At 73.2% G+C, this 23,113-nt stretch carries 17 protein-coding genes; 8 read left to right on the plus strand and 9 right to left on the minus strand.

The genetic code is table 11. The features are described 5' to 3' along the window. Position 1 precedes the first annotated feature (1 nt). The 3 genes from EV684_RS19885 to EV684_RS19895 are packed head-to-tail and all read left to right on the plus strand — an operon-like array spanning position 2 to position 2,108. Positions 2–208 (plus strand): hypothetical protein, encoded by a 207-nt coding sequence (locus EV684_RS19885; protein WP_132649089.1) that lies wholly within the window; start codon positions 2–4, stop codon positions 206–208. A gap of 11 nt (positions 209–219) precedes the next feature. Next, positions 220–1,074, plus strand: a complete 855-nt coding sequence (locus EV684_RS19890) for an FAD-binding oxidoreductase (protein WP_132649090.1) — start codon at positions 220–222, stop codon at positions 1,072–1,074. A 23-nt stretch (positions 1,075–1,097) separates the two neighbouring features. Further along, entirely contained in the window at positions 1,098–2,108 is a 1,011-nt protein-coding gene (locus EV684_RS19895) for an FAD:protein FMN transferase (RefSeq protein ID WP_132649091.1), read from the plus strand. Positions 2,109–2,159: 51 nt separating this feature from the next. Here the strand turns inward: EV684_RS19895 and EV684_RS19900 are convergent, their stop codons facing one another. Then, a complete protein-coding gene (locus tag EV684_RS19900) occupies positions 2,160–2,717 on the minus strand; it encodes a YcbK family protein (RefSeq protein ID WP_132649092.1) in 558 nt (185 codons plus the stop codon). Positions 2,718–2,731: 14 nt separating this feature from the next. Further along, a complete protein-coding gene (locus EV684_RS19905) occupies positions 2,732–4,282 on the minus strand; it encodes a L,D-transpeptidase family protein (protein ID WP_165908548.1) in 1,551 nt (516 codons plus the stop codon). A 107-nt stretch (positions 4,283–4,389) separates the two neighbouring features. Between EV684_RS19905 and EV684_RS19910 the strand changes: the two genes are divergently transcribed. The 5 genes from EV684_RS19910 to EV684_RS19930 all read left to right on the plus strand — a co-directional run bounded on the left by EV684_RS19910 (position 4,390) and on the right by EV684_RS19930 (position 10,569). Beyond that, positions 4,390–5,568, plus strand: a complete 1,179-nt coding sequence (locus EV684_RS19910; protein ID WP_132649094.1) for an acetyl-CoA C-acetyltransferase — start codon at positions 4,390–4,392, stop codon at positions 5,566–5,568. Next, a complete protein-coding gene (locus EV684_RS19915) occupies positions 5,565–6,644 on the plus strand; it encodes a CaiB/BaiF CoA transferase family protein (RefSeq protein WP_132649095.1) in 1,080 nt (359 codons plus the stop codon). The genes EV684_RS19910 and EV684_RS19915 overlap by 4 nt, the downstream gene beginning before the upstream one ends. A gap of 19 nt (positions 6,645–6,663) precedes the next feature. After that, the gene (locus EV684_RS19920; protein WP_132649096.1) at positions 6,664–7,911 is read left to right on the plus strand and encodes an acyl-CoA dehydrogenase family protein; all 1,248 of its coding nucleotides are present in this window, start codon (positions 6,664–6,666) and stop codon (positions 7,909–7,911) included. A gap of 89 nt (positions 7,912–8,000) precedes the next feature. After that, positions 8,001–9,374 carry a type II toxin-antitoxin system HipA family toxin YjjJ gene (gene yjjJ / locus EV684_RS19925; protein ID WP_132649097.1) on the plus strand — a complete coding sequence of 458 codons (1,374 nt, stop codon included), beginning with the start codon at positions 8,001–8,003 and terminating at the stop codon, positions 9,372–9,374. Positions 9,375–9,438: 64 nt separating this feature from the next. After that, positions 9,439–10,569 carry an acyl-CoA dehydrogenase family protein gene (locus EV684_RS19930; RefSeq protein WP_132649098.1) on the plus strand — a complete coding sequence of 377 codons (1,131 nt, stop codon included), beginning with the start codon at positions 9,439–9,441 and terminating at the stop codon, positions 10,567–10,569. Between the two features lie 10 nt (positions 10,570–10,579). Here EV684_RS19930 and ccoG read toward each other — a convergent pair whose 3' ends face one another. From ccoG to EV684_RS19965, 7 genes are all read right to left on the minus strand, one after another. Continuing rightward, positions 10,580–12,037 (minus strand): cytochrome c oxidase accessory protein CcoG, encoded by a 1,458-nt coding sequence (ccoG, locus tag EV684_RS19935; RefSeq protein ID WP_132649099.1) that lies wholly within the window; start codon positions 12,035–12,037, stop codon positions 10,580–10,582. Positions 12,038–12,095: 58 nt separating this feature from the next. Then, on the minus strand, positions 12,096–12,419 hold the full coding sequence (gene fdxA, locus EV684_RS19940; RefSeq protein ID WP_132649100.1) for a ferredoxin FdxA: 324 nt from the start codon (positions 12,417–12,419) through the stop codon (positions 12,096–12,098). 7 nt (positions 12,420–12,426) lie between these two features. Next, complete coding sequence (locus EV684_RS19945; RefSeq protein WP_132649101.1) at positions 12,427–12,558, minus strand: DUF2249 domain-containing protein; 132 nt, start codon at positions 12,556–12,558, stop codon at positions 12,427–12,429. Positions 12,559–12,647: 89 nt separating this feature from the next. After that, complete coding sequence (locus EV684_RS19950) at positions 12,648–15,038, minus strand: hybrid sensor histidine kinase/response regulator (protein ID WP_132649102.1); 2,391 nt, start codon at positions 15,036–15,038, stop codon at positions 12,648–12,650. Beyond that, positions 15,026–16,651, minus strand: coding sequence for a FecR domain-containing protein (locus EV684_RS19955; RefSeq protein ID WP_132649103.1), 1,626 nt, complete (start codon positions 16,649–16,651; stop codon positions 15,026–15,028). Before EV684_RS19955 ends, EV684_RS19950 begins: the two co-directional genes overlap by 13 nt. Before the next feature lie 79 nt (positions 16,652–16,730). Next, positions 16,731–19,454: a pyruvate, phosphate dikinase gene (ppdK, locus tag EV684_RS19960; protein ID WP_132649104.1), complete on the minus strand. Its 2,724-nt coding sequence runs from the start codon at positions 19,452–19,454 to the stop codon at positions 16,731–16,733. Positions 19,455–19,569: 115 nt separating this feature from the next. Further along, positions 19,570–23,058: a pyruvate carboxylase gene (locus tag EV684_RS19965; RefSeq protein WP_132649105.1), complete on the minus strand. Its 3,489-nt coding sequence runs from the start codon at positions 23,056–23,058 to the stop codon at positions 19,570–19,572. Between the last annotated feature and the right edge of the window lie 55 nt (positions 23,059–23,113).

The raw sequence follows: 23,113 nt of genomic DNA on the forward strand, positions 1-23,113 counted from the left end.
AATGCTGAACTACCTCGTCGCCTTCGGCGCCATCGCCGGCCTGCTGCTCGGCTGGGTCGTCGTGCAGCGCATCACGCGCGGCTATGCCGAACGCCACCCCGAGACCGGCCCGTACCGCGAGGTCGGCTGCGCCGGCGGCTGCGGCCATTGCGGCCAGCCCTGCGAGCAGCCGGCCGAGGCTCCCGTCGCCCCGCCGCGCCCGCTTTGAGAGACCCTGCCATGATCCTCACCGACGCCCCCGTGGCCGCATCGCAGCTGAGCGCCGCGCTGGTCTCCAGCGCCCGCATCACGCCGGCCGACTCGCCCGAAGACGTGCACCACCTCGTCTTCGAGACCCACGACCCGTCCTTCGACATCCGCCTCGGCCAGTGCCTGCGCCTGCGTGTGCCCGGCCGCTACGGCCAGGCCTGGCACGAGCGCCTGTACTCGCTGGCCGACCTGGACGTCAGCGATCCCGAGCGCACCGAGTTCGCGCTGCTGGTGCGCCGCTGCCACGAGATCGACGACTTCAACGGCGAGCGCCATCCCGGCGTCGCGTCCAACTTCCTCTGCGACCTGAAACCCGGCGATCGCATCGAGTTCAGCGGCCCGGTCGGCCACCCGTTCCCGGTGCCCGCGGACCGGCACTCGCCGATGATCATGATCGGCATGGGTACCGGCATCGCGCCGTTCCGCGGCCTGGTGCGCCGCATCTACGAGACGCTGGGCACCTGGGACGGCCCGGTGCGGCTGTTCTACGGCGCACGTTCGGGCCTGGAGATGCTCTACATGAACGAGCAGAACGCCGACATCGCGCAGTACTACGACGAGGCCAGCTTCAAGGCCTTCCAGGCCGTCAGCCAGCGCCCGCACCTGAGTGTGCTGCCGGCGCTGGGCCGCAGCGTCGAGGACAACGCCGACGAACTGCGCGGCCTGCTCGAGGACGAGCGCACCCACGTCTACGTCGCCGGGCCCGAGGCGCTGAGGTCGAGCACCGAGGTCGCGCTGGCGCGCATCGCCGGCGCACCCGGCCGCTGGGCGCTGCTGCGCCAGACCCTGATCGCCGGCGGCCGCTGGCACGAGGTCCTGTACTGATCGCCGTGCGCGAAGGAAACACGATGCTGATGAAGCGACGCACCCTGATCTCCGCCTCGCTGGGCCTGGGCGCCCTCGGGGCCCTGGCCTGGAGCCGCCGCGACGCCGGCCCGGCGGCCACCGCCGCGCTGGCGCGCCACGAAGGCAGCGCCCGTGCCTTCGGCACCACCGTCACGCTGACCGTGCTGCATCCCGACGCGGCCACGGCGCGCACCGCGATCGACGCCGCGCTGGCCGAGGTGAAGGCGGTCGATGCGCTGATGAGCCTGCGCCAGGACGGCAGCCAGCTCGTGCGCCTGAACCGCGACGGCGTGCTCGACTCGCCCGACGCGCGCCTGGTGGCCGTGCTGCAGGCCGGCCAGGAGCTGTCGCGCCTGACCGGCGGTGCGTTCGACCTGACGGTGCAGCCGTTGTGGCGTGCCTTCGAGGCCGCGCACGACGCCGGCGGCCTGCCCGACGCGGCGACGATCGCCGCCGCGCGCGCGCAGGTCGGCTGGCAGCGGCTGCAGGTGTCGCCCGAGCGCGTGACGCTGGCCGACGCCGGCATGGGCGTCACCGTCAACGGCCTGGCCCAGGGCTACGCCGCCGACCTGGCGCGCGCCGCGCTCGTGCGCCACGGCATCGAGCACGCGCTGCTGGACACCGGCGAGTTCGCGACCCTCGGCGCCAAGGACGGCGGCCGCCCCTGGATGCTGGGCGTGCGCGACCCCCGCGACGCCCAGGCCGTGGCCGCGCGCCTGGCGATGGACGGCCGCGCGCTGTCGACCTCGGGCGACTACGAGACGGTGTTCTCGGCCGACTTCCGCCACCACCACATCTTCGACCCGGCCGTCGGCGACTCGCCGACCGAGCTGGCCAGCGTCACCGTGCTGGCGCCCACCGGGCTGCAGGCCGACGGCCTGTCGACCGCCTTCATGGTGATGGGCGCCGAGCGATCGCTGGCGCTGGCCGAGACGCTGGAAGGCGTCGACACGCTGCTGATCGCCAAGGACGGCCGGCGCTGGGCCAGCGGCGGCTTCCCGACGGCGGCCTGATCCGCCGCACCCGCGACTGACCACGCCCGGCCCTGGCCGGGCGTTTTCACGTCACCAGTGGCGCACGCGCCCGGTGTCCAGGTGCACGAAACGCTCCTGCTCGTAGTAGCCCACGCCGCCGGCCTGCAGCGACAGCGCCGCGTCGCGCAGCTCCTTCAGCGGCACCCCCTTCAGGCGCACGTCGATCGCGCGGCCGTCCATGTGCAGGCTGCGCCGCGCGACGCCGCCGCCGCGTGTGTTGCGCAAGCGGTCGTTGGTTTCCGGGCAGCGGTAGCCCGAGATCACCTCGTAGACCGCGCTCTCGGTGCCGAGCAGGCCGCGCACGCGGTGCAGCAGCTCGAAGAGTTGCGGGTCGATGACGCCGACGCTGCCGCTGTAGTGGTCGCGCAGGAAACGGTTCAGCGTGCCCAGCGCTGCCGGCACGAACTGCGTGTCCACCGCGTAGACCAGGTCCAGCGACTCGCCGGTGTGGGTGTGCTTCATCGCCAGCGCACGCGGGCCGGGCAGCGCGGCCAGCGCCGGGCGCGTGGCGGCGGCCACCGGTAGCACGCCGACGGCCAGCTTGGCGCCGTGGCGCAGGAAACGGCGGCGGTCCTGATTGCGCATCATGGTCCTCCTCGTCGTCAGTCGGCGCGGGCGGCGGGCGCGGCGCGTTCGCGCAGCGCGGCCTGCAGGCGCGGGTCCTGACGGTAGATATCGTCGAAGAAAAACACCTGCCCGTCCTTGACGAGCGCGGTGCCGTAGGCGATCAGCACACGCACCGGCGTCGTCAGCCGCAGCGTGCGCGACTCGCCGGCGTCCATCGCCTCGCGGATGCGCGCCTCGGGCCAGTCGGGCATGTCCCGCAGCACGAACATCGCCAGCGCCAGCGGGTCCTCGACACGCACGCAGCCGTGGCTGAAGTCGCGCCGGTCGCGCGCGAACAACCCCGTCGACGGCGTGTGGTGCAGGTAGATCTGCTCGGCGTTGGGGAAGACGAACTTGATGTCGCCCAGCGCGTTGCGCGGCCCGGGCCGCTGGCGGATGCGCCAGCGCCCGGTGGCCAGCGCGTCCAGCGCCTCGGCCGAGACCTCGCCGTGCACGCTGCCGTCGGCGGCGACGAACTCGAAGCCTTCGCGCGTCAGGTAGCCCGGGTCGCGGCGCAGCTTGGGCAGGGTCTCGGAGCGCACGATCGACGGCGGCACGTTCCAGTAGGGGCTGAACTCGACGGCGCGCAGCTCGGCGTCGATCAGCGGCGTGCGTTTGTCCAGCGCCTGGCCGACGACGACGCGCATGCGCTGGGCGATGTCGATGCGCCCGTCCTGCACCTCGTAGGCGCGCAGCACGAACTCGGGGATGTTGACGACCACCATGCGCCGCGATTCGAGCAGCGGCGTCCAGCGCAGCCGCTCCAGCGCCAGCACGAGCTGGGCGGCGCGGGCCGCCGGTTTGACCTCCAGCCGCGAGAAGGTCGCCGCGCCGATGACGCCGTCGGCGCTGACGCCGTGGCGCTGCTGGAAGCGGCGCACGCCGCCGAGCAGCGGCTCGGCGTAGACCGGGCCGGCGCGGGTGCCGGCCGGCAGGTCGCCGAGCGCGACCAGGCGCGCGGCCAGCGCCGGCAGGCCGGGCCAGGCGGCGCCGGGTTCGAGCTTGCGCGTGCGACCGGCCTGCGGCAGCGGCGGCAGCGGTGCCGCCCAGGCCGGGTCGTGTTCGAGCGTGCGGTAGCGCGCCAGCGCCTGGCGCAACTCGGCGTACTGCGGCAGCAGCGGCTCGGCGCGGCGCACGGCCAGCGCCAGCGAGCCGGCGGCCAGGCCGGCGTCGAGCGCGGCGCGGGCGTCGAAGGGCGGGCGTTCGGGCAGCGTCAGCGATCGGTACAGCGTGCGCGGGTCGAGCCGGCCCTGGTGCAGGTCGGCCAGGTAGCGGCGCATCGCGGCGTCGAGCTCGGCTTCCAGCCGCATGGCGGCCTCGCGCGAGGGCGTGTGCGCTGCGGCGTCCAGCGCCTGGGCCAGCGCGGCGACGCGGTAGTCCTCGGCGACGAGGCCGTGCTCGGGTGCGGCGGCCAGCAGCGCGACGGCTTCGTGGGCCCGCGGGCCGGGGCGGGCGCCGGCGTCGAACCAGGGCGACGCCTGCGCCGCGGCGGTGGCGAACACCAGGGCCAGCGCGGCGATGCGGCGTGGGAACGGGGCAGGGCGCATGCGGCCATTGTCCGCCTCGACCCGCAGGCGGGCCAGCGTCGCCATGGTGACGGCGCGCCGCCGGCCAGCGCCGCAGAATGGCTCGCAGACCATTCGAGGAGCCCGCCATGGCCGAAGCCTTCATCGTCGCCGCGCTGCGCAGCCCGTGCGGGCGCCGCAACGGCCGCTTGAGCGGCTGGCATCCGGCCGAGCTGGCAGCGCAGGTCATCGACGCGCTGGTCGCACGCTGCGGCATCGACCCGGCGGCGGTCGACGACGTGATCCTCGGCTGCGTCGGCCAGGTCGGCGAGCAGGCGGCCAACGTCGCGCGCAACGCGGTGCTGGCCTCGTCGCTGCCCGAGTCGGTGCCGGGCACGACGGTGGACCGCCAGTGCGGCTCGTCGCAGCAGGCGCTGCACTTCGCTGCGCAGGCGGTGATGTCGGGCACGATGGACTGCGTCATCGCCGGCGGCGTCGAGAGCATGTCGCGGGTGCCGATGGGCCTGCCGATGGAGCTGCCGCGCCAGGCCGGTTTCGGCCACTACCTCAGCCCGGCCATCGCGGCGCGTTACCCGGGCGCCGAGTTCAGCCAGTTCACCGGCGCCGAGAGGCTGGCCACGAAGTACGGCCTGGCGAAGCCGGCGCTGGACGCCTGGGCGCTGCAGAGCCACGAGCGCGCTGCCGCTGCGACACGCGACGGCGCCTTCGCCGCCGAGATCCTGCCGCTGGCCGTGCGCCGCGCCGACGGCACGACCGAGGCCGAGCCGCTGGCGCATGACGAAGGCATCCGCGCCGACGCCAGCGCCGAGAGCATCGCCGGCGTACGCCTGCTGCGCGAAGGCGGCAGCATCACCGCCGCCAACGCCAGCCAGATCGCCGACGGTGCCAGCGGCGTGCTCGTCGTCAACGAACGTGGCCTGCGGGCGCTGGGGCTGGCGCCGCTGGCGCGCATCCACACGATGACGGTCATCGGCCACGACCCGGTGATCATGCTGGAGGCGCCGATCCCGGCCACCGCCGCGGCGCTGCAGAAGGCCGGGCTGGCGCTGGCCGACATCGACTGCTTCGAGGTCAACGAGGCCTTCGCCTCGGTGCCGCTGGCCTGGCTGCAGGCCACCGGCGCCGACCCGGCGCGGCTCAACGTGCACGGCGGCGCGATCGCGCTCGGCCACCCGCTGGGCGCCTCGGGCACGCGGCTGATGGCGACGCTGGTGCACACGCTGCGCCGCCGTGGCGGGCGCTGGGGGCTGCAGACGATGTGCGAAGGCGGCGGGCTGGCCAACGTCACCATCGTGGAGCGCTTGTGAGCGGCCCGCTCGCCGGCCTGCGTGTGATCGAGTTCGCCGGCCTGGGCCCGGCGCCGTTCGCCGCGATGCTGCTGGCCGACCTGGGCGCCGAGGTGCTGCGCATCACGCGCCCGGGTGTCGAGCCCGACCCGCGCGACGTCACGACCCGCAGCCGCGCGGCGCTGGCGCTGGACCTGCGCGACCCCGACGGCGCCGCCGCCGCGCTGGCGCTGGCGGCCCGTGCCGACCTGCTGATCGAAGGTTTCCGCCCCGGCGTGATGGAGCGCCTGGGCCTGGGGCCGGACGTGGTGCTGGCGCGCCGGCCCTCGCTGGTCTACGGCCGCATGACCGGCTGGGGCCAGGACGGCCCGCTGGCGCAGGCCGCCGGCCACGACATCGATTACATCGCGATCAGCGGCGCGCTGGCCGCCATCGGCGTGCCCGGCCGGCCGCCGGTGCCGCCGGCCAACTACCTCGGCGACTTCGGCGGCGGCGCGATGCTGCTCGTCGTCGGCCTGCTCGCGGCGCTCCTGGAAGCGCGCGGCTCGGGCCGCGGCCAGGTCGTCGACGCCGCGATGTGCGACGGCGCGGCGCTGCTGTCGGCCTTCATGGTCGGCTGGAAGGCGCAAGGCCTGTGGTCGCGCCCGCGCGGCGAGAACATGCTCGACGGCGGCGCGCACTTCTACGCCTGCTACGACTGTGCCGACGGCAAGCCGATCGCCGTCGGCGCGATCGAACCGCAGTTCTACGCCGAGCTGCGCCGCCGCGCCGGGCTCGACGACCCGGCCTTCGACGCCCAGCTCGACGCCGGGCGCTGGCCCGAGCTGAAGGACCGGCTGGCCGCCGTCTTCCGCACCCGCACGCGCGCCGAGTGGTGTGCGCTGCTCGAAGGCACGGACGCCTGCTTCGCCCCGGTGCTCGACTGGGACGAGGCGCCGCATCACTCGCACAACGCCGCACGCGGCAACTGGCTGGAGGCCGGCGGCGTGATGCAGCCGGCGCCGGCGCCGCGTTTCTCGCGCACCGCGGCGCGAACCCCCGAACCCCCGACGGCGACGACGCTCGCCGCCGCGCTGGCCGCCTGGCCGGCGCGCTGACCCCCGAGAGAGCACCACGATGGACTTCGAATACAGCCCCGAGAACCTGGAGATGCAGCGCACGCTGCGCCGCTTCCTCGACGAGGAGGTGCTGCCACGCAACCGCGACTGGCACCGCATCGCCGACGAAGGCCGCTACCCGACCGAGGTCGTCGAGCCGCTGAAGGCGCGCGCTCGCGAGCTCGGCCTGTGGAACCTCTTCCTGCCGGGGCTCAAGGCCGACGAGCCCGGCACCGCGCTCAGCAACCTGGAGTACGCGCCGCTGGCCGAGCTGATGGGCCGCATCGGCTGGGCCTCGGAGGTCTTCAACTGCAACGCGCCGGACACCGGCAACATGGAGCTGCTGCACCTGTTCGCCACGCCGGAGCAGCACGAGCGCTGGCTGAAACCGCTGCTGGCCGGCGAGATCCGCTCGTGTTTTTCGATGACCGAGCCCGACGTCGCCAGCTCCGACGCCACCAACATCGAGACCACGATCCGCCGCGACGGCGAGCATTACGTCGTCAACGGCCGCAAGTGGTTCTCCACCGGCGCCGCGCACCCGAACTGCAAGGTCGCCGTCGTGATGGGCGTCACCGACGAGCGCCCCGACGCCGACCGCCACCGCCGCCACTCGATGATCCTCGTGCCGCTGGACACGCCGGGCGTGCAGGTGGTGCGCAACGTCGCGGTGCTGTCGCACCTCGCGCCCGACGGCCATTGCGAGATCGTCTACCGCGACGTGCGCGTGCCGGTCGCCAACCTGCTGGGCGAAGAGGGCAGCGGCTTCGCGCTCGCCCAGGCGCGCCTGGGCCCGGGGCGTGTGCACCACTGCATGCGCACGATCGGCCAGTGCGAGCTGGCCATCGAGATGATGTGCGAGCGCGCGCTGGAGCGCCGCGCCTTCGGCCGCCATCTGGCCGACTTCGCCAACATCCAGGACTGGATCGCGCATTCGCGTGTCGAGGTCGACCAGGCGCGGCTGCTGGTGCTGCGCGCCGCCGCCAAGATGGACCGCGCCGGCAACCAGGCGGCGCGCATCGACGTCTCGGCGATCAAGCTCGTCGCCGCGCAGCTGCACCAGCGCGTGCTGGACCGCGCGATCCAGGTCTTCGGCGCGATGGGCCTGACGCCCGACACGCCGCTGGCGCAGATGTTCAGCTGGGGGCGTGCGATGCGTTTCTTCGACGGCCCCGACGAGGTGCACTGCCGCGTCGTCGCGCGCGATGAACTGGCCAAGGCCAAGGCACGGCGCGGTTCGACGGCGGCTTATTACCTGATCGGTTGATCGTTTCATAAATCGTTTCACGCGGGGCCCGTGAAGTGCTCTAATGCCTTGTCGCCAAAAGATTTGATGGCGACGAGGATCGTTTCATCGTGCTCCCGATCGTCGACTTCCTGCGGCGCCGCGGCCGGCAAGCGGCCGGCGCGCTCGCCGAACAGCTGGGCATCAGCCGCGCGACGCTGATGCGGGCCGTGCGCGCCGCGGGCGACGAGCTCGTCGTGCGTGGTGCCGCGCGCCGCACCCAGTACGCCGCGCGCCGGGCGCTGCGCGGGCAGGCGGCGCCGCTGCCGGTCTACCGCGTCGACGCCGAGGGCACGCCGCAGCAGATCGCCTGGCTGCACCTGACGGCGCCCGACGGCTCGGCACTGGAGATGCTGCAGCCGCTGGGCTGGCCGCTGGACGAGGCCGCCCGCGACGGCTGGTTCGACGGCCTGCCGTACCCGCTGCAGGACTTGCGGCCGCAAGGCTTCCTCGGCCGCGCCTTCGCGCGCCACCACGCGGCCACGCTGCAGGTGGCCGAGGACCCGGCGGCCTGGAGCGACGACGACACGCTGCACGCGCTGTCGCTGCTCGGCGAGGACGCACCCGGCGACCTGATCGTCGGCGAAGCGGCCTGCCGGCGCTGGCTGCAGCGCGTGCGCGCGGTGCGTGCCGGCGAGGCCGAGGCGCCGCTGCGCGAGGCGGCGCTGGCGCAGGCCTATCCCGCGCAGGCCGACGCCGCGATGGCCGCTGGCCTGCCGGGCTCTTCGGCCGGGGGCGAGTTCCCCAAGTTCACGGCCTGGCGCGACGGCGCAGACGGTCGGCCGCAGGCGGTTCTCGTCAAGTTCAGCGGCTCGGACGATTCGCCCGGCACACGGCGATGGGCCGACCTGCTGGTCTGCGAACACCTCGCCGGCGGCGTGCTGCCGGCGCTGGGCCTGCCGGCGGCCGTCTCGCGCATCGTGCAGGCCGGCGGGCGGACCTTCCTGGAAGTCGAACGGTTCGACCGCCACGGCGCGCTGGGCCGCTCGGGGCTGCTGTCCTGGGGCGCGCTGAACGGCGAGTGTTTCGGCCTCGCGGGGCGCTCCTGGGCCGAGGCCGGGCGGGCGCTGGCGGCGCGCGGCTGGCTGGCCGCGCAGGACGCCGAGGCGCTGGCACGGCTGTGGCAGTTCGGCCGGCTGCTGGCCAACACCGACATGCACGACGGCAACCTGTCGTTCCGGCCTGGAGAGGGCGCTGTGCCGCTTCGCATCGCGCCGGTCTACGACATGCTGCCGATGCTCTACGCGCCGGCCCGCGGCGTGGAACTGCCGCCGCGCGAGTACCGGCCCGAGCTGCCGCTGCCGCAGGACGCCGCCGCCTGGCAGGCGGCGGCGCCGGTGGCGCTGGCCTTCTGGCAGCGTGCCGCGGCCGACGAGCGCATCAGCGCCGGGTTCCGCGCCGTCTGCGCCGAGAACACGCGCCGGCTGGCCGCGCTGCTGGGCTGAATCCGGATGCCGCGCACGTCAGGCCTGGGCTAGGCTGGCCGTTCGACACCAGACCGGAGACCCGATGATCCTCGACGACGACCACCGCGCGGTGCAGGACGCGGTGCGCGCCTACGTGCAGGACCGCATCGCGCCGCACGCGGCCGAATGGGACCGCGCCCACACCTTCCCGCGCGAGGCACTGGCCGGGCTCGCCGAACTCGGCTGCTATGGCGTGGCGGTGCCCGCCGAGTACGACGGCGCCGGGCTCGACTACCTGGCGCTGTCGCTGATCCTGGAGGAGATCGCCGCCGGCTGCGGCGCCACCAGCACCATCGTCAGCGTCAACAACTGCCCCGTCTGCAGCATCCTGATGGCCTGGGGCGACGAGGCGCAGAAGGCGCAGTGGCTGCGCCCGCTGGCGCGCGGCACGATGCTCGGCGCCTTCTGCCTGACCGAGCCGCAGGTCGGCTCCGAGGCCTCGGGGCTGAAGACCACGGCGCGCCGCGACGGCGACGACTACGTCATCGACGGCGTCAAGCAGTTCATCACCAGCGGCAAGAACGGCGACGTCGCGATCGTCATCGCCGTCACCGACAAGGACGCCGGCAAGAAGGGCTTCAGCGCCTTCCTCGTGCCGACCTCGACGCCGGGCTACGTCGTCGCCCGGCTCGAGGACAAGATGGGCCAGCACGCCAGCGACACCGCGCAGATCGTCTTCGAAGGCTGCCGCGTGCCGGCCGCGAACCGCATCGGCGCCGAAGGCGAGGGCCTGAAGGTCGCGCTGTCGGGGCTGGAAGGCGGGCGCATCGGCATCGCCTCGCAGTGTGTCGGCATGGCGCGTGCGGCGCTGGAGGCGGCCACCGCCTACGCCAAGGAGCGTGTCGCCTTCGGCAAGCCGATCTTCGAGCACCAGGCGGTGCAGTTCCGCCTCGCCGACGCGGCGACGCAGATCGAGGCCGCGCGCCAGCTCGTGCACCATGCCGCGGCGCTGAAGGATGCTGGGCTGCCCTGCCTGAAGGAGGCGGCGATGGCCAAGCTCTTCGCCAGCGAGATGGCCGAGCGTGTCTGCAGCACCGCGATCCAGACCTTCGGCGGCTACGGCTACGTCAACGACTTCCCGGTCGAGCGCCTCTACCGCGACGTGCGCGTCTGCCAGATCTACGAAGGCACGAGCGACGTGCAGCGCATCCTGATCGGCCGCGCGCTGGCCTGACGGGCGCGCCTCAGCGCGGCACGAGGAAGGTCGACTTCTCGCGCCGCGACAGCGCCGGTTCGCCGTCGTGCGCGGCCTCGCTCAGCACGAAGGTCACCGGCACCGACTGCCCGGCCAGCGGCGCTGCGGCTTCGGCCGGCAGGCGCAGCCGCACGACGACCTGGGCCGCGCCGGCAGCGTCGACGGCGATGGTCGGCGCGTCGACCACCAGCCCGGCCGGGCCTTCGGCGGTGACGGCCAGCTGCTTCGGGTGCTCGCTGCGGTTGGTCACCTGCAGCCGGTAGACGTTCTCGATCGCGCCCTCGTCGACCAGGCGCGCCAGCGTGCTGCGGTCCTTCAGCACGTCGAACTGGAAGGGGCTGCGCAGCGCCAGGCTGGCGGCGAAGGCCAGCGTCAGCGCCGCGAGCAGCGCGCCGTAGATCAGCACCCGCGGGCGCAGCACGCGGCGCAGCGTCTCGCGCCGGCTCCAGCCGCCGGCCACCGCGTTCTCGGTCGAGTAGCGGATCAGCCCGCGTGGGTAGCCGAGTTTGTCCATCACGCCGTCGCAGGCGTCGATGCAGGCGGCGCAGCCGATGCACTCGTTCTGCAGGCCGTGGCGGATGTCGATGCCGGTCGGGCAGACCTGCACGCACAGCGTGCAGTCGACGCAGGCGCCCAGGCCCAGCGCGCCGGCGTCGGCTTTCTTCGAACGTGCGCCGCGCGGTTCGCCGCGGCCGCTGTCGTAGGCGATGACCAGCGAGTCGCGGTCGATCATCGCGCTCTGGAAACGCGCGTAGGGGCAGATGTACTTGCACATCTGCTCGCGCAGCAGGCCGGCGTTGCCGTAGGTGAAGGCGCCGTAGAACAGCGCCCAGAAGGCGCTCCAGCCGCCGATGTCGCCCTGCAGCGTGGCCGGCACGAACTCGCGGATCGGCGTGAACCAGCCGACGAAGGTCAGGCCGGTCAACAGGCTGAACACGGTCCACGCGGCGATCTTGCCGCTGCGGCGGGCGACCTTGGCGGCGCTCCAGGGGGCACGGTCCAGGCGCATCCGCGCCAGGCGGTCGCCTTCGAACTGGCGCTCGATCCACATGAAGATCGAGGTGTAGACCGTCTGCGGGCAGGCGTAGCCGCACCACAGCCGCCCGGCGACCGCGGTGAAGAAGAACAGCGCCAGCGCCGACAGCACCAGCAGCGCGGCCAGGAAGATCAGGTCCTGCGGCACGAGCACCAGGTCGAAGAGGTAGAAACGCTGCGCGTCCAGGTCGAACAGCACCGCCTGGCGGCCGCCGGTCTGCAGCCAGGGCAGGCCGTAGAAGAAGAGCTGGGTCAGCCAGACGAAGACCCAGCGCCAGGTGGCGTAGCGGCCGCTGACGGCGCGCGCGTAGATCGGCTGGCGCTTCTGGTAGAGCGAGACGACTTCCGGCGCCCCGGCGGCGGCGGCCACGGGGCGGATCGGGATCACGCGGGCATCGGGCAGCTTGGTCACGGGCACTCCGGGGTGCCGCCGCGTCGCCGCGCCGGCCGGGGGGAACGGGGAGAAGCGCTCAGCGCTTCAGCTCGGTGCGCTTGAACTTCACCGGGGCCCAGGCCTCGGCGTCGGGCAGCGCGGCGTGCGAGCGCGTGATCGCCGGCCAGGCGCGCGCCAGCTCGGCGTTCAGCGCCACGAAGTCCTGCTGGTCGCCGGGCACGTCGGCGTCGGCGTAGATCGCCTGCACCGGGCACTCGGGCACGCAGAGCGCGCAGTCGATGCAGTCCTCGGGGTCGATGGCGAGGAAGTTCGGGCCTTCGCGGAAGGCGTCGGTTGGGCAGACGTCGACGCAGTCGGTGTACTTGCAGCGGATGCAGGCTTCGGTGACGACGAAGGTCATCGGGCGCTCAGCCGCCGCAGCGGCCTTCCGAGCCGCAGGAGCCGGCGGCCAGCTCGGCCAGGCGGCCGAAGACGAGGGCGTGACGCTCGGCCGGCGCGACGCCGCGCAGGTCCAGGACGGAGGGGCAGGGGAAGCTCATGGTCGGCACTAAGGTGTATGACGCGAGCATATTAACGCGCGTCAAGTCGCAAAGCAACTTCAGGAATGCACCTTTAGGCCTTTCGGCGCTCAGCCGGGCCGCTGCGTGCCCCAACGCTGCAGCGCCTCCAGCAGCGCGGCGCGCGACACGGGTTTGGCCAGGTGCGCGTCGCAGCCGGCTTCGCGGCTGTCGCGCACGTCCTCGTCATAGGCGTTGGCCGTGAGCGCCACCACCGGCGTGCGCGGCAGCCCCTGCTCGGCTTCGCGCCGGCGCAGCTCGCGCGTGGCCGACAGGCCGTCCAGCACCGGCATCTGGACGTCCATGAAGACCAGGTCGTAGTGCTGCGTGCGCAGGCGTTCGAGCGCCTCGCGGCCGTCGTTGGCGACCTCCAGGCGGCCGACGTGCCCCTCCAGCATGGCGCTGACGATGTAGACGTTGAGTTCGTTGTCCTCGGCCAGCAGCACCTGCTGCAGCTGCGGCGGCCCAGCCTCGGCGGGCGCCCGCGGTGGCGGCCCGGCGGGCGCGGCATCCGGGATGTCTTGCGCTGCCAGCGGCAGTTCGAGCGTGAAGGTCGAGCCCAGGCCCGGCTGGCTGCTCAACGAGACCTCGCCGCCCATCTGCCGCGCCATCGCCCGCGTGATCGCCAGGCCCAGCCCGGTGCCGCCGTAGTCGCGCGAGATGCGTTCGTCGGCCTGCACGAAGGGCTCGAACACCAGCCGCTGCTGATCGGGCGTGATGCCGATGCCGGTGTCGCTCACCACGAACGCGATGCGTCCGGCCGCGGTGCGCGAGACGCGCAGAGCGATCTCGCCCCGAGGGGTGAACTTGATCGCGTTGCCGACCAGGTTGGTCAGCGCCTGTTCGATGCGGCGTCGGTCGCCGATCACGCCGTCCGGCAGGTCATCCGCCAGTTCGACGACGAAACGCAGCCCCTTGTGTTCGGCGCGCGGGCGCAGCAGGCCGTCGACCGAGGCGATCGACGCCCGCAGCACGAAGGGCTCCGCCGCCAGCTCCAGGCGCCCCGCCTCGACTTTGCCCAGATCCAGCAGGTCGTCGATCAGCGCGGCCAGCGTCTGCCCGGCGTGGCGGAAGACCTCGACGTGGCGGCGCTGCTCGGCCGACATCACCGTGCCGGCCATCAGGTCGGCAACGCCGAGCACCGCGTTCAGCGGCGTGCGGATCTCGTGGCTGACGGTGGCCAGGAACGCCGACTTGGCGGCGCTGGAACGTGCGGCGACCTCGCGTTCGAGCGCCAGGCGGCGCTCGCACTCGGACTGCTCGCGCCGCTGCTGCACCAGCAGCGCGACCAGCGCGGCCGCCACTGCCGCCAGCGGGGCTGCCAGCGGCAGGCTCGTCGCGGCCGCGTGCATCACCGCCGCGGCGGCGGCCAGCAGCGCCAGCACGACCAGCACCGAGCCCGCCAGCAGAACGCGCATTCCCAGGCGCGTCGTCGCGGCCGCCAGCGCCGGCAGCAGCGCCAGCAGCAGCAGGGCCGCCTGCAGCGCCACGGGCGCGGGCCGCACGAGCTGGCCGTCGCGCAGGGCGGTGTAGGTCTGCGCCGCGATCTCGGTGGCGTCGGCCTGGCCGGCCACCGTCATCGTGCGCCCGGCCAGCAGCGCGCTGCTGCCGACGAAGACGACGCGGCCGCGCACGGCCTCGGCCAGCTCATGGCCGCGCGGCAGGGCGTCGGGGCCGGCCGTCGCCAGCATCCAGGCGTCGCGGTAGGACAGGCGCGGCACGCGGCCCGGCGGCCCCAGCAGCGGCTGGACGCGGCCCTGGGCGTCGACCGGCCAGCGGGAGTCGACCCGGCCGCCTGCGGCGATCAGCGCCGCCAGCGAGATGCCCGGCAGGCGCTGGCTGCCCGCGGCATGCCACAGCGGCACGTGGCGCAGCACGCCGTCTTCGTCCAGCGGCGTCGTCACGACCCCCAGCCGCAGCGCCGCCGGGTTGTCGGGCTGCACCGAGCCGGCGGGCAGCAGCAGCTCGCGCCAGCGCTGGGCGGCGGTCTCCGCGTCGATGGCCGGCGATGGCGCCATGGCCTCGATGCCGGCGGCGGCCAGCACGACCGGCGCACCGCCGGCTCCGATGGCAGCGGCCAGCCGGCGATCGTCGAGCCTGCGGCCGTCGGTGGCCGGGCCGCTCACCGGGCGGCCGTCGACGGTGTCGCGGCGCTCGGCCAGCAGCAGCTGCAGCACCACGGCGCGTGCGCCGTGCCGGCGCAGGCCGTCGATCAGCAGCGCGTGCGTGTCGCGCGAGTAGGGCCAGGCGCCGTTGCCCTTGAGTTCCTCGATCGATCGGTCGTCGGCGTCGACGACCAGCACGCCGGCAGGTGCGTCCGAGGGTGTCGCGCTGCGCTGAGCCCAGTCTTCCAGGGGCCGCGACCACCAGGACTGCAGCGGCGTCAGCGCCACCACCAGGGCGGCGGCCAGGCCTGCGGCGGGGATGCTCCAGCGGCGTGGATCAGGGCTCAGAGCAGCCACAACAGCGCCGGCAACAACCACCACCAGCGCCAGGCACCAGGGACTTCGAACTGCTGCGCGGCGCCCCAGCCGCCGGGCTGCCCATCGGCACCGACGGTGCGTACGCGCACGTGGTACAGCCCGGCGCCCGGGGGCTCGAAGCTCCAGGCCGGCGTGTCGGCGCGGCCTTCGGCCACCGGTTCGGCGAAGCCGGCGTCGCGCGCGACCTGGATCTCGTAGTGCACGCCCGGGCGCGGCGAGGCGGCCCAGGCGAGCGAGACACGGTCGGACCCGGCCTCGGCCTTCGGTGGTTCGGCCGGCGGCGGCTCGACGACCTGCAGCGGCAGCGCCTCGCCCCAGGGGCCGGCGTCGCCGCCGGCACGCACGCTGCGCAGCCGCCAGACGTAGTCGCCCGGTGCGAGCTCGGCCTCGGCCTCGGTGGCCGTCACTTCCCGGTCGACGAGCGGCGTGGCGAAGTCTGCGGTGGCCGCGATCTGCAGGCGGTAGTGCCCGGCCTCGGGATGGCGCGTCCAGCGCAGCAGGACGCGGCCGGCGTCCACGCGTGCGCCGGGTGTCGGCAGCATCGGCATCGGCGGCTCGGGCCGGGCCTTCAGCTCGATCACGGCGCGAGCGTCCAGACCTTCCAGGCCGTCGGCGCCGATGGCGCGCACACGCAGCAGGTAGCGGCCGTCCGGCAGTTCGTCGGGCCAGTCGGCGGCCGGGGCGTCGAAGCGGCCGTCCAGGCGCAACCGGGTGTCGCCGTCGGCGTCCAGCACCTGGGCGCGGTAGGCGGCCGCGCCGGGCAGGGGGGGCCAGGAGAACGCCAGCGGCAGCCGTTCCATCGGCGCGGCCGGCGCCTGCAGCGCCGGTGCCGGCAACAGCGGCGCTGCGCGCTGCACGCCGCTGCGGGTGGCGACGACACCCAGCCCGGAGGCCACCGGGCGTGCACCGGCGGCGACGCGGCCCTGCAGCACTTCCAGCCGGGTGCCGCTGTCGTCGCTGCGGGCGCGGAACTCGGTGCCGCGCACCGCCAGATTCACGACCGGGGTGCGGATCTGCAGGCGCGGCTGCGGCGGGGCCGGCGGCTGGGTCTGCACGCTGGCTTCGGCGCCGCCGTCCAGCCGCAGCCGCGACTCGCGGTAGGCGCTGGCGCCGCGGCGGATCAGCGCCTCGATGCGCAGCCGGCTCGCAGGCTCGACGAGCAGGCGCGAGCCGTCGTCGAAACGCAGCACCGTGGACGACGAACGCGGCCCGGTGACGATCTCGTCGCCGTCGGCGACACGCTCGCCCGAGGCCAGCGGCCGCGGCGCCTCGCCGTGGCGGCGCAGCTCGACCTCGCCGTGCACGAACAGCACCTCGGCCTCGACGGGCCGCGAACGCAGCCAGGCCACGGGGATCTGCAGCGTCTGGCCGATCGGCAGGCGGCGGGGGTCGGCCACCTGGTTGCGCTGCTGCAGCGCCTGCCAGCCGATGCCGGGGCGCAGCAGTTGCGCCTGCAGCGCGATCAGCGTGTCGCCCTGGCGCACGCGGTAGGCCCAGAGCGGACCGTCGGCGGCCGCCAGCACCGGGGAGGTCGACGCGACGAGGGCCAGCAGACCGGGCAGGACGCCGCGGTGTCTCGGAAGGTACGACATGCCGTGCGACCGACGACCCGAAGCCGTCGCGTAAGGATGCGAAAGATTCTACGGGTCGGACCTGATCCCGACGATCAGCTCATGACACGATCGCCGCCTGGGCCGCGGCCAGCCGCGCGATCGGCACGCGGAACGGCGAGCAGCTCACGTAGCGCAGCCCGGCACGGTGGAAGAAGGCGATCGAGGCCGGGTCGCCGCCGTGTTCGCCGCAGACGCCCAGCTCGATGTCCGGCCGCGTCGCGCGCCCCTTGGCCACCGCCATCTCGACGAGCTGGCCCACGCCCTTCTGGTCGATCGAGCGGAAGGGGTCGTGCTCGTAGAGCCCGAGCTTCAGGTAGCGCGGCAGGAAGCTGCCCGCGTCGTCGCGCGAGAAGCCCATCGTCATCTGCGTCAGGTCGTTGGTGCCGAAGGAGAAGAACTCGGCGCTCCTGGCGATGCTGTCGGCCACGAGCGCCGCGCGCGGCGTCTCGATCATCGTGCCCAGCATCCAGTGCAGCGTCTCGCCGCGTTCGGCGAACACCTGCTCGGCGACGCGGCGGATCACGGCGGCCTGCTGGTCGAGCTCGCGGATCGTGCCGACCAGCGGCACCATGATCTCGGGCACCACCGCCGTGCCGCGCGCCTTGGCGTTGAGCGCGGCCTCGAAGATCGCGCGCGCCTGCATCTCGGTGATCTCCGGGAAGCTGATGCCCAGGCGACAGCCGCGGTGGCCGAGCATGGGGTTGAACTCGTGCAGCTGCTCGACCCGCAGCTTGATGCGGCCCAGCGAGACCCCCATGTCGCGCGCCATCGCCAGCTGGCCGGCGTCGTCGTGCGGCACGAACTCGTGCAGCGGCGGGTCGAGCAGGCGGATCGTCACCGGCAGCCCGTCCATCTCGCGGAACAGGCCTTCGAAGTCGCCGCGCTGCATCGGCAGCAGCTTGGACAGCGCCTTGCGGCGGCCGGCTTCGTCGTCGGCGAGGATCATCTCGCGCACCGCGAGGATGCGGTCGCCCTCGAAGAACATGTGCTCGGTGCGGCACAGGCCGATGCCGGTGGCGCCGAACTTGCGCGCCACGGCGGCTTCCTCCGGCGTGTCGGCGTTGGTGCGGATCTCCAGCCGGCGGTACTGGTCGGTCAGCGCCATCAGCTTGCCGAAGTCGCCCGACAGCTCGGCGTCGCGCGTGGCGATGCGCCCCGCGTAGACCTCGCCGGTGGAGCCGTTCAGCGAGATCCACTCGCCTTCGGCGTAGACCGTGCCGTCGATGGTCATCGTGCGCGCCTTCAGGTCGACGTGCACCGCGCCGCAGCCGCTGACGCAGCACTTGCCCATGCCGCGTGCGACGACGGCCGCGTGCGAGGTCATGCCGCCGCGTGCGGTCAGGATGCCCTTGGCGACGCTCATGCCGCGCAGGTCCTCGGGCGAGGTCTCCTGGCGCACGAGGATCACCTCGCGGCCGCGCTGGGCCCAGGCCTCGGCTTCGTCGGCGAAGAAGACGATCTGGCCGGTCGCCGCGCCGGGCGATGCCGGCAGGCCGCGCGCCAGCGGCGCCGCCGCGGCCAGCGCCCGCGGGTCGAAGATCGGGTGCAGCAGCTCGTTCAGGCGGTCGGGCGCGACCCGCTCGAGCGCCGTCTTCTCGTCGATCATGCCCTGCTCGAGCATCTCCATCGCGATGCGCACCATCGCCGCGCCGGTGCGTTTGCCGTTGCGTGTCTGCAGCATCCACAGCCGGCCTTCCTGGATCGTGAACTCCAGGTCCTGCATGTCGCGGAAATGGTTCTCCAGCGTGGTCTCGGCCTCGATGAGCTGGCGGTACAGATCGGGCATCAGCTCCTCGAGCGACGGGTACTTCTCGGCACGTTCGGCCTCGGGCACGAGGGCCAGTTCGGCCCAGCGCCGCGAGCCGACCAGCGACACCTGCTGCGGCGTGCGGATGCCGGCGACGACGTCCTCGCCCTGCGCGTTGACCAGGAACTCGCCGTTGAACAGGTCCTCGCCGGTGCCGGCGTCACGCGTGAAGGCGACGCCGGTGGCGCTGTGGTCTCCCAGGTTGCCGAAGACCATGGCCTGCACGTTGACCGCCGTGCCCCAGGACTCGGGGATGTCGTTCAGTTCGCGGTAGACGCGCGCCCGGTCGTTGTTCCAGCTGTCGAAGACGGCGACGATCGCGCCCCAGAGCTGTTCCCAGGGGTCGGTCGGGAACTCGCGGCCGATGCGCGCGCGGATCAGCGCCTTGAAGCGCGCGACCAGCTCCTTCAGGTCCGAGGCGTCGAGCTCGGTGTCGAGCTGCACGCCGCGGGCCTCCTTGACCATGTCGATGACGACCTCGAAGGGGTCGTGCTCCTCCTTGGACACGGGTTTGAGGCCCATCACCACGTCGCCGTACATCTGCACGAAGCGACGGTAGGAGTCCCAGGCGAAACGTTCGTTGCCGGCCTTGCGCGCCAGGCCGTCGACGGCTTCGTCGTTGAGGCCGAGGTTGAGGATGGTGTCCATCATGCCGGGCATCGACGCGCGCGCGCCCGAACGCACCGACAGCAGCAGCGGGTCGGCGGCGTCGCCGAAACGTTTGCCCATCTCGGCCTCGATCGAGCCGATGCCGGCGAGCACCTCGTCGCGGATCATCTCCAGCACACGGTCACGGCCCAGCGTCGTGTAGGCGGTGCAGGCCTGCGTGCTGATCGTCAGGCCGGGCGGCACCGGGATGCCCAGGCGGCACATCTCCGCGAGGTTGGCGCCCTTGCCGCCGAGCAGGTTCTTCATTCCGGCCGCACCTTCGGTGACACGGGAGCCGAACAGGTAGACGTATTTCGTCGCGGACATGCCCACACCTTTCGGATGGCCGGCGGCTGCCAGCCTCTGCGGCCATTCTGCGCAACGCCGTCCGCTCGTCCAGTCCCCTGCCCGAGCCGCCACGACACGCTCGGCGGCCGGTGGATCAGCCCACCGGCCGCAGTACGATCAAGAGTTCCTTGGCCTGCACACGCTCGCCTGGCCTGACGTGCACCGCCTCGACGACCGCCTCGCGGTCGGCGGCCACGTGGGTCTCCATCTTCATCGCCTCCAGCGCCAGCAGGGTGTCGCCGGCGGCCACGTGCTGGCCCGGGGCGACGGCGACGCTGACGATGGCGCCGGGCATCGGCGCCGCCACCTGCCAGGGGTTGCCCGGTTCGGCCATCGGCCGCGCCGCGGCGGCCTGCACGCCGGCGCGCGGCACACGCACCGTGCGCGCCTGACCGTTGAGTTCGAACTGCACCTTGTGCGCCGTGTCGCCGTCGGCGGCGACGCTCTGCAGCATCACCAGCAGCGACTTGCCCGGGTCGATCTCGACGGCGATCTCCTGCTGCGGCTGCGGGCCGTAGAAGAACACCGGCGTCGGCAGCATCGAGACGTCGCCGTAGCGGCGCAGGTGCTCGTGGTACTCGCGCGCCACCTTCGGGTACATCAGCCAGGAGGCCAGGCCGCGCTCGTCGAGCTTGGTGCCGCATTCGCGCTCGGCCTTTTCGCGCGCGGCAGCCAGGTCCACCGGCGGGATGCGGTCGCCGGGGCGGTAGGGCGCCGGCGGTGAGGCCTCGGGCGCCAGCTTCAGCACCTTGCGCGACAGCGCCTCGGGGAACCCGTCGGGCGGGAAACCGAGCTCGCCGCGCAACAGCGAGACCACCGACTCGGGGAAGGCGATCTCGCGTGCCGGGTCGGCGACGTCGGCCGGCGTCAGGTCCTGGGCGACCATCATCAGCGCCATGTCGCCGACGACCTTGGACGTGGGCGTGACCTTGACGATGTCGCCGAACAGCCGGTTGACGTCGGCGTAGGCCTGCGACACTTCGGTCCAGCGGTGCGCCAGGCCCATCGCACGGGCCTGCTCGCGCAGGTTGGTGTACTGGCCGCCGGGCATCTCGTGGCGGTAGACGTCGGCGGTGCCGGAGCGGATCTCGGACTCGAACGGCGCGTAGAAGCGGCGCACGCCCTCCCAGTACATCGACGCGGCGTGCAGCGCCTCCTGCGGCAGGCCGGGGTCGCGTTCGGTGCCGGCCAGCGCCGCGGCGATCGAGGACAGGTTGGGCTGCGAGGTCAGCCCGCTCATCGCGTCGAGCGCTCCGTCGACCGCGTCGCAGCCGGCGTCGATCGCCGCCAGCACCGAGGCCGCGGCGGCGCCGCTGGTGTCGTGGGTGTGGAAGTGCACCGGCAGCCCGGTCTCCTCCTTGATCGCCTTGACGAGTGCGGCGGCGGCGCGCGGCCGGCAGATGCCGGCCATGTCCTTGATGCCCAGCACGTGCACGCCGGCCTTCTGCAGCTCGCGCGCGGTCTTGACGTAGTAGGTCAGGTCGTACTTGCCGCGCGAGCCGTCGAACAGGTCGCCCGTGTAGCAGATCGCGCCTTCGCAGAGGGCGCCGGTGTCGAGCACGGCGTCGATCGCGACACGCATGTTCTCGACCCAGTTCAGCGAGTCGAAGACGCGGAACAGGTCGGTGCCTTCCTTCGCCGCGGTGCGCACGAACTGCTGCACGACGTTGTCGGCGTAGTTCGTGTAGCCGACCGCGTTGGAGCCGCGCAGCAGCATCTGGAACAGGACGTTGGGCACGCGCGTGCGCAGCGCCGCCAGGCGTTCCCAGGGGTCTTCCTTCAGGAAACGCATCGCGACGTCGAAGGTCGCGCCGCCCCAGCACTCCAGCGAGAAGAGGCTGTGGAGTTCACGGGCGTAGTACGGCGCGATCGGCAGCATGTCGGCGGTGCGCATGCGCGTGGCCAGCAGCGACTGGTGCGCGTCGCGCATCGTCGTGTCGGTCATCAGCACACGTTTCTGCGCCAGCATCCAGTCGGCGAAGCCCTTGGCGCCCAGCTGCTGCAGCCGCTGGCGCGTGCCCGCAGGCGGCGGCGTCTCGTCGTCGACGCGCGGCAGCACCGGCTTGGGCAGCGGCAGCGGCGGCAGCGTGCGGCCGCGCACCTCGGGGTTGCCGTCGACCGTGACCTCGCCGAGGAACCGCAGCAGCTTGGTCGCGCGGTCGCGGCGCGCGGCGAAAGCCAGCAGCTCGGGCGTCTGCTCGATGAAACGCGTCGTCACGTCGCCCGACGCGAACTTCGGGTGGTTGATGACGTTCTCGAGGAACTGCAGATTGGTCGCCAGCCCGCGCACGCGGAACTCGCGCAGCGCGCGGTCCATGCGCTGGATGGTCTCGCCGGCGGTCGGCGCCCAGGCCGTCACCTTGACCAGCAGCGAGTCGTAGTAAGGCGTGATGACGGCGCCGCCGTAGGCCGTGCCGGCGTCCAGGCGGATGCCGAAGCCGGCGGCGCTGCGGTAGGCGGCGATCGCGCCGTAGTCGGGCAGGAAGCCGTTCTCGGGGTCCTCGGTCGTCACGCGGCACTGCAGCGCGTGGCCGTTGAGCGGGATCTGCGCCTGCGGCGGCACGCCGGCCGACGGGCGTGCGGGGTCGTCGTCACCGACGCCGATCCAGGCGCCTTCGGTGACGCGGATCTGCGCCTTCACGATGTCCACGCCGGTGATCATCTCGGTCACCGTGTGCTCGACCTGGATGCGCGGGTTGACCTCGATGAACCAGCAGCGGCCGGTGTCGGCGTCCATCAGGAACTCGACGGTGCCGGCGTGCGTGTAGCCCACCGAGCGCATCAGGCGCAGCGCGCTGTCGCAGAGTTCGGCGCGCGCCGCGGCGTCGAGGTAGGGCGCCGGGGCGCGCTCGACGACCTTCTGGTTGCGGCGCTGCACGGTGCAGTCGCGCTCGTGCAGGTGCACGAGGTTGCCGTGCCGGTCGCCGAGGATCTGCACCTCGACGTGCCGCGCGCGGCGGATCAGCTTCTCGAAATAGACCTCGTCGTTGCCGAAGGCGGCCAGCGCCTCGCGGCGCGCCGACTCCAGCGCCGCCGGCAGCTCGGCCGCGCTCTCGACGACCCGCATGCCGCGGCCGCCGCCGCCCCAGCTGGCTTTGAGCATCACCGGGAAGCCGATCTGCTCGGCCAGGCGGCGGCATTCGTCGACCTCGCGCGGCAGCGGCGGTGTCGCCGGCATCACCGGCACGCCGGCGGCCACCGCGGCGTGGCGCGCGGCGACCTTGTTGCCCAGCGTGCGCATCACCTCGGGCGAGGGCCCGATCCACTGCAGCCCGGCGGCGATCACGCGCTCGGCGAACTCGGGGTTCTCCGACAGGAAGCCGTAGCCCGGGTGGATGGCGTCGACGCCGGCGCGGCGTGCGATGCGCAGGATGTCCTCGCCGTCGAGGTAGGCCTCCAGCGGCTTCTTGCCCTCGCCGACGAGGTAGCTCTCGTCGGCCTTGAAGCGGTGCAGCGCCTGGCGGTCCTGCTGGGAATAGATCGCCACCGTGCGCATGCGCATCTCGCTGGCCGCGCGCATCACGCGGATCGCGATCTCGGACCGGTTGGCGATCAGGATGGACCGGATCGGACGAAACTCCATCGAGGCTCCCGCGCGGGCGGTCGATGCAGTCCTGGCGCGCCGCCGCCCGTCCGCC

This window comes from Rubrivivax gelatinosus, from assembly GCF_004340905.1.
GTDB lineage: Bacteria > Pseudomonadota > Gammaproteobacteria > Burkholderiales > Burkholderiaceae_C > Rubrivivax > Rubrivivax gelatinosus.

Coding starts and splice junctions, on each gene's coding strand:
- EV684_RS19885 (WP_132649089.1), top strand. CDS start 2: ATGCTGAACTACCTCGTCGCCTTCGGCGCCATCGCCGGCCTGCTGCTC.
- EV684_RS19890 (WP_132649090.1), top strand. CDS start 220: ATGATCCTCACCGACGCCCCCGTGGCCGCATCGCAGCTGAGCGCCGCG.
- EV684_RS19895 (WP_132649091.1), top strand. CDS start 1,098: ATGCTGATGAAGCGACGCACCCTGATCTCCGCCTCGCTGGGCCTGGGC.
- EV684_RS19900 (WP_132649092.1), bottom strand. CDS start 2,717: ATGATGCGCAATCAGGACCGCCGCCGTTTCCTGCGCCACGGCGCCAAG.
- EV684_RS19905 (WP_165908548.1), bottom strand. CDS start 4,282: ATGCGCCCTGCCCCGTTCCCACGCCGCATCGCCGCGCTGGCCCTGGTG.
- EV684_RS19910 (WP_132649094.1), top strand. CDS start 4,390: ATGGCCGAAGCCTTCATCGTCGCCGCGCTGCGCAGCCCGTGCGGGCGC.
- EV684_RS19920 (WP_132649096.1), top strand. CDS start 6,664: ATGGACTTCGAATACAGCCCCGAGAACCTGGAGATGCAGCGCACGCTG.
- EV684_RS19930 (WP_132649098.1), top strand. CDS start 9,439: ATGATCCTCGACGACGACCACCGCGCGGTGCAGGACGCGGTGCGCGCC.
- fdxA (WP_132649100.1), bottom strand. CDS start 12,419: ATGACCTTCGTCGTCACCGAAGCCTGCATCCGCTGCAAGTACACCGAC.
- EV684_RS19945 (WP_132649101.1), bottom strand. CDS start 12,558: ATGAGCTTCCCCTGCCCCTCCGTCCTGGACCTGCGCGGCGTCGCGCCG.
- EV684_RS19955 (WP_132649103.1), bottom strand. CDS start 16,651: ATGTCGTACCTTCCGAGACACCGCGGCGTCCTGCCCGGTCTGCTGGCC.
- ppdK (WP_132649104.1), bottom strand. CDS start 19,454: ATGTCCGCGACGAAATACGTCTACCTGTTCGGCTCCCGTGTCACCGAA.
- EV684_RS19965 (WP_132649105.1), bottom strand. CDS start 23,058: ATGGAGTTTCGTCCGATCCGGTCCATCCTGATCGCCAACCGGTCCGAG.